We start from the raw sequence: 12,184 nt of genomic DNA, 5'->3' as shown, positions 1-12,184 counted from the left end.
TTATGGAAGAATTATTACGTAAAAAATCCTATCATTGTAAACCTATAATAGGACTAAAACTCAACTGTAAATCTATTTTAGGATTAAGTATAAATATGTAAACTTTTTTCAGGACGAGACAGCAAAGAGGTCACGAGCGGGACGCTCGCGCCAGCAATAACACAGCAATAGCTTTGAAAAAACTGAAACTTGAAACCTAAAAACTCATGCATAGTTTGCACGCGTGAGGGATAGAGCCAAGCTACCGAAGTAGCAGCGAAAGCCCGACAGCATCCCGATAAGAGGGCGTATATGCGCATGCTATATTTGCCCTCTTATCGGGATGGTGGCACGCCCAAATTACTAAAATTTCAATTTTTAAATTCCAAATTCCAATTTAAACTTTAGAAATAGCTTAATTATTCGAATTTGGAGCCGATCGATAAGCAACAGGCGGTTCGATTTTTTCTGTTGGAGTTTTCTCCTCAAACAATAATTTAATGTTTTCGTAGGAGTTTTTAAGTGCTTCTTTTATTTGTTCAGGATTCAGCCATTCTACTTTTTCGATGCCTTCTTCGGCTTGTCCGTGTGGAATTCCTTCAAAATCGGAGAACATTTCGAACCAATGGGTGATTTTGAGTTTGTATTTTCCGTTGCGTTTAAAAATGTGATAGGTTTTTTCTAGTTTTTTGCCAATTCTTAATTGTCCAACTCCTGTCTCCTCTTCTACTTCGCGCATGGCGGTGTCTTCGATTTCTTCGCCTTTCTCGATTCCGCCTTTTGGGAGATCCCATTTACCGTTTCTGAAGATAAATAAAACCTCGCCTTTTTTATTATATACCAAGCCTCCTCCCGCTTTATTTACGGGAATTTTGGCTTTAAGGGTTTTCATCATGACACTTTCGTCGGGATGATATAGAATGGCTTTTTGAATTTTATTTTGAAAAATTTTAATTATAAGCTGTTCTACATCAATACTCTCCAACAAGAACAATTGGAAATCTGTTTCCTTAGAGATTTCATTTGTCAAAAAAAGTGGTTTGTCGTTTACAAAAACTTTATACATTTGTACTATGATTTTTAATAAAGATACTGCCGAAAAAACAGCCGAATTGCTTTTGCAAATAAATGCAATTAAATTGAATCCCGAAAATCCTTTTACATGGGCTTCTGGTTGGAAATCTCCTATTTATTGCGATAATAGGTTAATTCTTTCATTTCCGAGCATTAGAAACTATGTTCGTGATGAATTTGCTAAAAACATTGAGAAACAATTTGGAAAGCCTGATGTCATTGCCGGTGTTGCTACTGGAGCGATTGGAGTTGGTATTTTGGTTGCCGAAAGTTTGGGTCTTCCGTTCGTATATGTGCGTCCGGAACCAAAAAAACACGGTAGACAAAACCAAGTGGAAGGTTTTTTACAAAAAGGCCAAAATGTTGTGGTTGTTGAAGATTTGATCAGTACTGGAAAAAGCAGTTTAATGGCTGTGGAAGCTTTAAGAAGCGAAGGTGCTAATATTAAAGGTATGGCAGCGATTTTTACATACGGTTTTGGTGTTGCTGAAGAAAATTTCAAAGAAGCTAATATTGATTTATTTACTTTAAGCAATTACGAAAACTTGTTAGATTTAGCGGTTCAAAAACAATACATTACAGAAGACCAACAGTCTACTCTTTTAGAATGGAACGAGAGTCCGTCTACTTGGGGGCAAGAATAAATTGCAGATTTTAGATTGTAGATTTTAGATTTCTCTTAGAGCGAACAGATTTTTGGAATTTGGAATTTAAAAATTGGAATTTTATCAAAGTTTTAGCTTTTCGAACTTTACAATGCTTGCATATTAAAAAAACTTTGCGCACTTTGCGGTAAAAATAAAAAAACAAAATTATGAACTTAGAAAGTCCAAAAGTTACAGTTCAGAAATCAGCTCAGGATTTGTTTGATCAACTGACTGATGTAAAGAATTTCGAAAAATTAATGCCAGACAATATCGCTAAATTTGAAGTGACTGGCGAAGACGCTTTTATTTTTGGATTGAAAGGGATGCCGGAAATCAAATTAAAAATGAAAGATAAAGTTGCGCCAAACAAAATTGTTTTAGGTGCTGCGAGTGATAAACTTCCGTTTACGCTGACTTCAAGCATTGATAGTGTTTCAGATTCTGAAAGTGCTGTTCAATTGTTTTTTGAAGGCGAATTCAACGCGATGATGGCGATGATGGTTAAAGGTCCAATCAGTAAGTTTATTGAAACTTTAGCAAACAATATGAACAAACTTTAATAATTATAAATTATTAATTTTGAATTATAAATGCCTGGCTTTTGTCGGGCTTTTTTTTGCTACGAAGGCGCGATCTTTTTATTTGCAACGAAGGCGCTATGGCACGAAGATTTTTTTAATTGGAGCCGAAAATTTCTCGCAGAGTCGCAAAGATTTTTTGTTTCACGCAGATTTAATTGATCTGAGCAGATTAGGTTAAATTTAGATTACTGTTTAAACTAAAAAAGAAAACTTAGAGTCTTAGCGCCTTCGTGGCAAAAAAACTTATAAGCTTAGCAACTCAGAACCTTAGAAGCTTTAATAAAGCATCTTTACTTCTTTTATTTCAAATTCAGCAACTGAGTCGTCTTCTAGCAAAACTTGCAATTTGCCAACTTTAGAAACTCCTTGAATAATTCCCATAAAATCACTGTTGTTATTATCTCTAAATGCTGTGGGAATACCTTTTTTGAATAACGAATTAAAGTAATCCTTCCAAAAAATCTGCGATTCGCTTTTCCATAACTGGATCTTTTCTTTTAGTTTTTCGACAATTAAAATAGTAAGTTCTTCTTTATCGAAAGTTTTACCCGCAATTACTGCCAAAGAAGAAGCATTGGGCAATTCACCAAAATCGGTTTGATTGACATTAATTCCAATTCCGACAACTGACACGATTCTGCCATCGCTTTTTATGGTATTTTCGATTAATATGCCAACTAATTTCTTATTGTATGACAGAATGTCGTTTGGCCATTTTATACAGATATCAGGAATATTTAAAGATTTTAAGCTTTCTGAAACTGCAAGAGAAACCGCAACACTTAGATTAAAAACTTCTTCGTTGCTAAAGAGAAAATCCTTCACCAATACACTCATAGTTAAGTTCTTACCAGCTTCAGACTTCCATACGCCTCCTACTTGCCCCTTCCCTTTTGTCTGATTTTCAGCTGTTACGACCGTAAAATTCTCCAGTTCATCTTGACTTGCCAATGATTTTAAGAAGTCATTTGTAGAATCTATGGCATCGAGTTTGATTAGTTTCATTAAATAATTTAAATATCTTAATTTAATATTTTGTTAAGGTTCAAAAATAATCACAAAATTTGGTAACTTTACAAATTCATATAAAATAATTCATGGCGAAAAAGACTGTTAATAATGATGTTCTACTGGCGAACATAATCAAAGGGATTGAGGAAGTAAAAGGAAATGATATCGATATTCTTGACTTAAGAGAAATAGATACAGCAGTATGCGATTATTTCGTGATCTGTAACGGTAGCTCAAACACCCAAGTAAACGCCATCGTAAACTCAATTCAAAAAACTGTATCAAAAGACTTAAAAGACAAACCTTGGCACGTAGAAGGAACCGATAACGCAGAGTGGGTTTTAATGGACTATGTACATATTGTGGTACACGTTTTCCAGAAACATATTCGCGAATATTACAACATCGAAAGCCTTTGGGGCGATGCCAAAATAACTACAATCGAGAACAAATACTAAAGAAACTTTCATTAAATGGCTAAAGATAATAATCCAAATCCGAATAAATTTAAAATAAGTCCTTGGTTAATATACACCGCAATACTTTTAGTTTTTTTATTCATAAGTTTTGCAACAGGAGGATCAAGTATGAGCGAACCTGTTCAATTAACGCCACCTGATTTTAATAATCTTTTGGAAAAAGGACAAGTTGATAAAGTTGTTATTTACAACAAATCAGAAACCGAAGTATATTTAACTCCTGCGGCTCTTAAAGATCCAGCAAACAAGAAAGTAGCTGAAGATATTTTCAAACAGCCAAACAAAGGACCACACTATAGTGTGAAAATTGGAGATATTCAGAATTTCGAGAAAAGCTTACAAGCTGCTGTCGCTGCAAAAAAACTGAAAAATTATAAATTTGAAGAAAAAAATAACTGGAGCGATATTTTAATCAGCTTACTTCCTATCATCATCATTGTTGGTGTATGGATTTTCATTATGCGTAAAATGTCTGGTGGAGGCGCTGGAGGTGGCGGACAGATTTTCAATATCGGAAAATCTAAAGCGAAACTTTTTGACGAAAAAACAGATATCAAAACTACGTTTAAAGATGTTGCTGGTTTAGAAGGTGCTAAAGAAGAAATTCAGGAAATTGTTGAATTCCTTAAAAATCCAGAAAAATACACGAATCTTGGAGGTAAAATTCCAAAAGGAGCTCTACTTGTAGGACCTCCTGGAACTGGTAAAACTTTATTGGCAAAAGCTGTTGCTGGTGAAGCTCAAGTACCATTCTTCTCTTTATCAGGTTCAGATTTCGTTGAAATGTTTGTGGGAGTTGGTGCATCTCGTGTACGTGACTTATTTAAACAAGCAAAAGAAAAATCTCCTGCTATCATTTTCATTGACGAGATCGATGCTGTTGGTAGAGCGAGAGGAAAAAGCAATATGTCTGGCGGAAACGATGAGAGAGAAAACACTTTGAACCAATTACTGACAGAAATGGACGGTTTTGGAACAAACTCTAACGTAATTGTTTTGGCTGCAACTAACAGAGCTGATGTTCTAGATAAAGCTTTAATGCGTGCTGGACGTTTTGACAGACAAATTTTTGTTGACTTACCAGACATTCGCGAAAGAGCAGAAATCTTCAAAGTACACTTAGCTCCTATCAAAAAAGTTGAAGGTCTTGATTTAGATTTCTTAGCAAAACAAACTCCAGGATTCTCTGGTGCTGATATTGCTAATGTTTGTAACGAGGCTGCCTTAATTGCGGCTCGTAACAACAAAGCGGCTGTAGACAGACAAGATTTCCTTGATGCTGTTGATAGAATCATTGGTGGTCTTGAAAAGAAAAACAAAATCATTACTCCAGAAGAGAAAAGAGCAATCGCTATTCACGAAGCTGGTCACGCTACTGTAAGCTGGATGTTGGAGCATGCTGCACCACTTATTAAAGTTACAATTGTTCCGCGTGGACAAAGTTTAGGAGCTGCTTGGTATCTTCCAGAAGAAAGACAAATCGTGAGAACAGATCAAATGTTAGACGAAATGTGTGCTACTATGGGAGGTAGAGCTGCTGAAAAAGTAACTTTTGACAGAATTTCTACTGGTGCATTAAGCGACTTAGAAAAAGTAACACGCCAAGCTCGTGCTATGGTAACTATTTACGGATTAAACGATAAAATCGGTAACGTTACGTATTACGATTCAAGCGGACAAAGCGAATACAATTTCTCTAAACCTTATTCTGACGAAACTGCAAAAATCATTGATGCCGAAATTTCAGAATTAATTGAAGGCCAATATCAGAGAGCTATTCAAATCTTAGAAGAAAATAAAGATAAATTAAATCAACTTGCTGATATTCTGATTGAAAAAGAAGTAATCTTTAAAGATGATTTAGAAAACATTTTCGGAAAACGTACTTTTGACAAAAATTTGGAAGAAGTAGTTTCATAAGTAATTACGAAATACGTAATAATTTTTCAAAATCTTAATTCAAAACACCCTTTTGAATTAAGATTTTTTTATCTTTGAACGTTTTCAATTAACATGTAAAGTATTTCATATAAAAAAATGAATTTTTTCAAAAAAATATTTGGTTCCAGTGAATCCGCTTCTGACGAAGAGCACGAAAGCGAATATGCAGGAACATCTTCTGCTCCGAATAGTCATTTGTCTTTAGATGAACAATTCATTTTCAATTTTAAGAAAAATGGAGGGAAATTTCTATACTGTGAAAACGGACAAGAATTGGCAGAGCAATTTGAAAACATTTTAGAAGAAAATGATTGGTTTGAAAATGAGGTTTTGTGTTATGAACCAGCTCTTTTTAGTTTATTAGAAGAAAACAAATTATTCTACATTGCCCCTTCAAATCCTAGATTTCTATTAGCAAGCTGTGAAAACCTTATAGCTGATGAAGGTTCGATTCTATTTTCATCCAAACAAATCAGACAAAATAAACCTAACGAATTACCGGCAAATATTGTTATAATAGCAACTACAAGTCAAATCCTTCCTATGAAAAGTGACGGATTAAGCGCTATTAAACGCAAATACGAAAGAGACATTCCTACTAATATCACTACAATAAAATATTTCGAAAAAGCCAAAGACGAAGATTTTACTCAATACGGAAGTGTTGCAAAAAACCTTTATTTACTGCTTTTAGAAGATCTTTAAGATGAACGAAACACTGAAGAGAACCATTTCTGGTGCTGTTTATATCGCTTTATTATTAACTTCGATATTGTTTTCTACAGAAAGCTTCATTACTCTTTTTGGCGTTTTCCTGATTATTACGATATACGAGTTTTCTAATATTGTAAATTTAAACAAAGTGTTTTCGATTCTATTTGGAACTTTAGTTTATTCGTCGATTATTCTTGTAAGCCATTACAACAAACAGACAACTAAATTTCTAAACGATACTCTTAACTCAAATATTAGTTTAGAAACCAACATCAAACAGCTGGATTTAGTTCTTCTGGCCGTTACACTAGTTGTTTCTATAAAATGTATTATATTCTTATTTTATGACTCGGTTCAAAAAGTAAGCACTTCTTCAAAATATTTATATCTTCTTGGATATATAACACTTCCTTTTGTATTTATCGTAAAGATTTCTTTTGGAACAAACGATTATAATCCGAAGATTATTTTAGGCCTTTTTATCTTAATATGGACCAATGATACTTTTGCTTATTTGGTTGGAAAATCAATGGGAAAACACAAATTATTTGAGCGTGTTTCTCCTAAAAAGACAATTGAAGGATTTATTGGCGGTGCTGTTTTTGCAGCTTTTGCCGGTTTCCTGATTTCTAAGCTATACATTCAGCCAAAACCTGAGTTCAGCAATATGTCAATCATAATCTGGACTACCATTGCCATAATCGTAAGCATTTTTGGAACTATTGGAGATTTAATAGAATCTAAATTTAAGCGAATTGCCGGCATAAAAGACAGCGGTTCGATCATGCCAGGCCATGGAGGTATTCTAGATCGATTAGATAGTGTTATATTTGTAGCACCAATTATATTTTTATTTTATCAAATTTTATATTATGTTTCATAAAGAAGGAGGCCCGTCCATTTTACTAGGTACTGTATTTACAGTAGCTGTACTTTTAATTGCTGATAAATTCATTGATATTGCCTGGCTGAGAATGCTTGTTCAATTCGCAGCGGTTGTAATTTTAATTATTATTTTACAATTCTTCAGAAATCCGAAGAGAATTGCAGTTAGAAACAGCGATCATATCCTTGCTCCTGTTGATGGAAAAGTGGTGGTTATTGAAGAAGTATATGAAGGAGAATATTTTAAAGATAAACGTTTGCAGGTTTCTATTTTTATGTCGCCAATCAATGTGCACGTAACGCGTTACGCAATGGATGGTATCATCAAATTTAGCAAATACCACCCTGGTAAATTCTTGGTTGCTTGGCATCCAAAAGCTAGTGAAGAAAACGAAAGAACTACAGTAGTTATCGAAAACGAAACTTTCGGTGCTATTTTATACAGACAAATTGCGGGAGCATTGGCTCGTAGAATTGTAAATTACGCTAAAGAAGGAATGCAGGTGGTTCAAGGAACAGATGCTGGTTTCATTAAATTTGGATCAAGAGTAGATTTATTTTTACCTTTAGGTACGCCAATCAATGTCGAGTTAAATCAGAAAGCGATTGGTGGAAAAACAATTATTGCTACAAAAGCATAAATGGCTGAAAAAGATTTAGATATTCGCTTTGCTAAAGCTGTAGAAATTGCAATGACAATGACTCAGGCTTCTCTGCCTCAAGATGTGCAGTTAAGACTTTACGCTTTTTACAAACAGGCAACATTTGGAACAGCTGTTTACAATCAATCTGAAAATTTTGATTTAAGAGACGCTTTTAAAACCAATGCTTGGATGCAAATTAGCCATATGTCTGTTGACGAAGCCAAAGAACATTATATCGAAATCATCAATTCATTAACATCAAAATAAAAACATTATGAAGAAAAACGTTGTTCTTTTTAGCACTTTAGCTTCATTTTTACTATTATTTTCCTGTAAAGAAGACAAGCTTGTTGAAGTAGTTGAGGTTCCTCTTCCAACAAAAGAAGAAAAAATCACTATCGGATCGCCAAATGATGTCAAAGCAGATCCTGGCTCTTTTGAAATGACAAAATTGCCATTCAATTATGATGCGCTTGCACCAGACATTAGAACTTTGACCTTAGAAACACATTATTCTAAACATTATTTGTCGTACACCAACAATTTCAACAAAGAGATTGTATCGACTGAATTTGAAAATATGCCAATTGAGGATATTTTAAAAAAGATGGATTTAAATAATGCTAAGCTTCGTCAGAATGCTGGCGGTTATTACAATCATACGCTTTATTTTAATATTCTAACGCCAAAAGAACAGACTCCAAAAGATACACTGGCTGGCTCAATTGCTAAAGAATTTGGTTCTTTTAATAACCTAACCAATCAGTTTAAAGCGCAGTCAGAGAAACAGTTTGGTTCTGGATGGGTTTGGCTTGTTGTAGACCGATATGGTAAATTGCAAATTACTACGACAAATGATCAAGACAATCCGTTAATGAAAAATGCTTTGATTCCGGGAACTCCAATTATGGGAATTGATCTTTGGGAACATGCTTATTATTTAGATTATCAAAACCGAAAAGGCAGTTATATTGATGCTTTTTACAATCATATCAATTGGGAAAAAGTAAACGAATATTACGTCGAAGCTCTCAAAAAGGTTAAAAAAGTATAAAACAAAAAAGCTGATATAGAATTCTGTATCAGCTTTTTTTTATACCTTAATTATCTCATAAACAACAACAAAGAGATATGAAAGATATAGCAACACGTTTTATAGAAAATCCACTTTTAGCGCCTTCCGATTTACCGCCAAGTCGAGAAGGTTTAGAAATTACCTGTCTATTAAATCCCGGCGTATTCCAGTTTCAAAACAAAATCTGGCTGGCTGTAAGAGTTGCAGAAAGACCGAAACAAATTGAAGACATTATTTCTTTCCCTGTATTAACAGAAACTGGAGCAATTCAGATTATCGAAATTTTAAAAAATCATCCTGAACTTATTGCTACAGATGCACGTGTTATAAATTATCAGGGACTTGATTACTTAACGACTTTATCTCATATTAGATTACTGTGCAGCGAAGACGGAAAACAGTTTTATGAACCCGAAAATTACCCGCATTTGGTTGGTGAAGGAATATTGGAAACTTTTGGAATTGAAGATTGTCGCGTTTCTTTAATTGAGGGTAAGTATTATCTAACTTTTACTTCTGTTTCGGACAATGGTGTTGGCGTTGGTTTACGAACCACAACCGATTGGAAGAATTTTCAAAAACACGGAATGATATTACCGCCTCATAATAAAGACTGTGCCATTTTTGAAGAAAAAATAAACGGTTTGTTTTACGCATTACATCGCCCGAGCAGTGTTGACCTTGGCGGTAATTATATTTGGATTGCTTCGTCTCCAGATGGTATTCATTGGGGAAATCACAAATGCATTATCAAAACCAGAAAAGATAGCTGGGACAGTAAAAGAGTTGGTGCCGGAGCTGCACCAATAAAAACAGAATTAGGCTGGCTTGAAATTTATCATGGAGCAAATGATGCTCATCAGTATTGTCTGGGAGCATTTTTAATGGAACTTGATAATCCTACGAAAGTAATTTCTAGAACAATTGAGCCAATTATGATACCTCAAACAGGATATGAATTAAGCGGCTTTTTTGGAAATGTAGTTTTCACCAATGGGCATATCCTTGAGCCTGACGGAGACACTTTAACTGTTTATTATGGTGCTTCAGATGAATTTGTATGTGGCGCTACATTTTCGATTAAAGAAATTATTTCTCTGCTTAAAAAGATTAAAAAAAAAGATTAAACACATAGAAACATAGATTTTTGAGCAAAAAAAGAATACGAAAGAAACTATTCTACACATAGATAAACTATGTGCATTTAAACTAGTGAAACGCCTTTTATAATTTTGCTAAACTATGTTTCTATGTGTTAGAAAATCTAGTTTACTTCGAAAATCAAAGATTCAGAAGGCTTTATTTTTACTTGAGCCGCTCCTTCTCCATTCTTTACATTCAAATAAGTTTTATTTTGCAGATACAGTTTATCTACTAAAACATAAGAACCGTCTTTTAGATTCCATTTTGAAATTATTTCAGAAGGAATTTTCAATTCAAATTCACTTTCTTTTTCAGAAGAAAAATTAGCAACAACAATCAATTTCTGATGATCTGACCAGCGAACAAAAGAATATAACAACGGATCATACGCTTGATTTTGACGGTTTATAGACTGAATTTCTTGAAATTCTCCCATTAAGGCATCACTTTTAATTGTGAAATTCAATAAACGCTTGTAAAAGTCGCGAAGGTGTTTTTCTGAATCTGAAAGCTGGCCTCCATCAAATTTACCATCATTCATCCAGCGCTGGTGATTTGGAACTCCGATATAATCAAAAATTGACGTTCTTGAGCGTTTTCCGAAACCTGCATCTTCATTTCCTGCCTCTCCTACTTCCTGTCCGAAATAAATCATTGTTGGCGAAGTGCTTATGGTTGCCGAAACCACCATTAAAGGTTTTCCTCTTTCTGGCGTTCCTGCAAATTCTGGGCTTGCTAAACGCTGTTCATCGTGATTGTCCAAGAAATGAAGCATATGATGCTCAATATCGGCCATTCCGTTTTGAATTTTAGTTAATTCGTCAGGCGAAGATTTTCCACGGATAATATCTTTCAGCTTATCGTAAGTTTCCACTTTATCATATAAGTAATCCATTTTTCCTAAACGAATATAATTACGGTATTCATTCGGATTATACACTTCTGCCAATAAAAACGCATTCGGATTTTTCATTTTAATCGAAGAGTTCATATAGCTCCAAAATTCATACGGAACCATTTCGGCCATATCATAGCGGAATCCGTCAACACCTTTTGAAATCCAATACAAAGCAATGTCTTTAAACTTTTTCCAAGAATCTGGCACGTCTTTATCTTGCCAAAAAGCAAAATGCTCTTGATACGATTTCTGGTCAAAACCAGCCGGAAGTTCAGGAAAATCTTTGGTTCCGTCTGGGCGCACTCCATAATTTACTTTTACCGTTTCGTACCAATCATTTTGGTCTGGTTTGAATTTTCGAGAACCATTTCCTGTCCATTTTGCAGGATTTTCATCAAACTTTCCATCAATCAATGGATTTTTTTCTCCATTTAAAGGCACATCTCCATCTGGAATTTCAAAATGCTGATTCGGAATATAGTAGAAATTATTGTCTCGTTTGTATTCAACATTTACATCATCGTCTGCACCAAAATCTTTTACACCAGCAGGATTTGATTTTCCTTCGTATTTTCTCGCAATATGATTCGGAACAATATCTGTAATCACTTTTAAACCTGCGGCATGAGTACGTTTTATTAAAGCCTTAAATTCTTCTAATCGTTTTGATGGATCTACCGCCAAATCTGGATTTACGTTATAATAATCTTTTACGGCATAAGGAGAACCCGCACGACCTTTTACCACTTCTGGATCATCATTAGAAATTCCGTACGTCGTATAATCACGCACCAAAGCATGATGCGGTACACCGGTGTACCAAATATAATTGACACCTAAATCTTTAATTTCGTGTAAAGCTTTATCTGTAAAATCATTAAATTTTCCAACACCGTTTTCTTCAATAGTTCCCCATGGTTTGTTAGCTGTATTTTTATTTCCAAAAAGGCGTGTAAAAACTTGATACACCACAACTTTCTTTTCTGTTGCAGGTTTTTCTTTTGTTGTACTCATTTTTAAATCTTTTGTTTTACAGGCCGAAAATAGTACCGTTAATGTAATCCCGGCTGCAATTATTTTTTTACTTATCATATATTTTTGGGCTATTCTTCT

Annotated in this window: 13 protein-coding genes; 10 read left to right on the top strand and 3 right to left on the bottom strand. The window is 34.4% G+C overall.

Annotated elements, in window-relative coordinates:
* Positions 1-394: 394 nt before the first annotated feature.
* Positions 395-1,045, bottom strand: coding sequence for an NUDIX hydrolase (locus AC3E9W_RS22960; protein ID WP_488770212.1), 651 nt, complete (start codon positions 1,043-1,045; stop codon positions 395-397).
* A 7-nt stretch (positions 1,046-1,052) separates the two neighbouring features.
* Between AC3E9W_RS22960 and pyrE the strand changes: the two genes are divergently transcribed.
* A complete protein-coding gene (pyrE, locus tag AC3E9W_RS22955) occupies positions 1,053-1,697 on the top strand; it encodes an orotate phosphoribosyltransferase (RefSeq protein ID WP_071637185.1) in 645 nt (214 codons plus the stop codon).
* Positions 1,698-1,867: 170 nt separating this feature from the next.
* Positions 1,868-2,260: an SRPBCC family protein gene (locus AC3E9W_RS22950; RefSeq protein WP_488770211.1), complete on the top strand. Its 393-nt coding sequence runs from the start codon at positions 1,868-1,870 to the stop codon at positions 2,258-2,260.
* 297 nt (positions 2,261-2,557) lie between these two features.
* On the opposite strand, the gene AC3E9W_RS22945 is transcribed toward AC3E9W_RS22950, so the two are convergent.
* The gene (locus AC3E9W_RS22945) at positions 2,558-3,286 is read right to left on the bottom strand and encodes a biotin--[acetyl-CoA-carboxylase] ligase (protein WP_488770210.1); all 729 of its coding nucleotides are present in this window, start codon (positions 3,284-3,286) and stop codon (positions 2,558-2,560) included.
* 92 nt (positions 3,287-3,378) lie between these two features.
* On the opposite strand from AC3E9W_RS22945, the gene rsfS reads away from it, so the two are divergent.
* The 8 genes from rsfS (at position 3,379) to AC3E9W_RS22905 (ending at position 10,157) form a co-directional block, all read left to right on the top strand.
* Positions 3,379-3,750, top strand: coding sequence for a ribosome silencing factor (gene rsfS / locus AC3E9W_RS22940; RefSeq protein WP_017496527.1), 372 nt, complete (start codon positions 3,379-3,381; stop codon positions 3,748-3,750).
* A gap of 15 nt (positions 3,751-3,765) precedes the next feature.
* A complete protein-coding gene (ftsH, locus tag AC3E9W_RS22935; RefSeq protein WP_488770209.1) occupies positions 3,766-5,691 on the top strand; it encodes an ATP-dependent zinc metalloprotease FtsH in 1,926 nt (641 codons plus the stop codon).
* A gap of 117 nt (positions 5,692-5,808) precedes the next feature.
* Positions 5,809-6,417 (top strand): lactate utilization protein B/C, encoded by a 609-nt coding sequence (locus AC3E9W_RS22930; RefSeq protein ID WP_306157510.1) that lies wholly within the window; start codon positions 5,809-5,811, stop codon positions 6,415-6,417.
* Between the two features lies 1 nt (position 6,418).
* Entirely contained in the window at positions 6,419-7,309 is an 891-nt protein-coding gene (locus tag AC3E9W_RS22925) for a phosphatidate cytidylyltransferase (RefSeq protein WP_456891886.1), read from the top strand.
* Positions 7,299-7,952 (top strand): phosphatidylserine decarboxylase family protein, encoded by a 654-nt coding sequence (locus tag AC3E9W_RS22920; protein ID WP_306157507.1) that lies wholly within the window; start codon positions 7,299-7,301, stop codon positions 7,950-7,952. The genes AC3E9W_RS22925 and AC3E9W_RS22920 overlap by 11 nt, the downstream gene beginning before the upstream one ends.
* On the top strand, positions 7,953-8,222 hold the full coding sequence (locus tag AC3E9W_RS22915; RefSeq protein ID WP_306157506.1) for an acyl-CoA-binding protein: 270 nt from the start codon (positions 7,953-7,955) through the stop codon (positions 8,220-8,222).
* 7 nt (positions 8,223-8,229) lie between these two features.
* On the top strand, positions 8,230-9,009 hold the full coding sequence (locus AC3E9W_RS22910; protein WP_488770208.1) for a superoxide dismutase: 780 nt from the start codon (positions 8,230-8,232) through the stop codon (positions 9,007-9,009).
* Positions 9,010-9,086: 77 nt separating this feature from the next.
* The gene (locus tag AC3E9W_RS22905) at positions 9,087-10,157 is read left to right on the top strand and encodes a glycoside hydrolase family 130 protein (protein WP_488770207.1); all 1,071 of its coding nucleotides are present in this window, start codon (positions 9,087-9,089) and stop codon (positions 10,155-10,157) included.
* A 137-nt stretch (positions 10,158-10,294) separates the two neighbouring features.
* Here the strand turns inward: AC3E9W_RS22905 and AC3E9W_RS22900 are convergent, their stop codons facing one another.
* Positions 10,295-12,163 (bottom strand): alpha-amylase family protein, encoded by a 1,869-nt coding sequence (locus AC3E9W_RS22900; protein ID WP_488770206.1) that lies wholly within the window; start codon positions 12,161-12,163, stop codon positions 10,295-10,297.
* Positions 12,164-12,184: the final 21 nt, after the last annotated feature.

The organism is Flavobacterium sp. 38 (genome assembly GCF_057799715.1).
The sequence above is the reverse complement of the archived record's forward strand: the minus strand, read 5'-3'. Positions and strand labels throughout refer to the sequence as shown.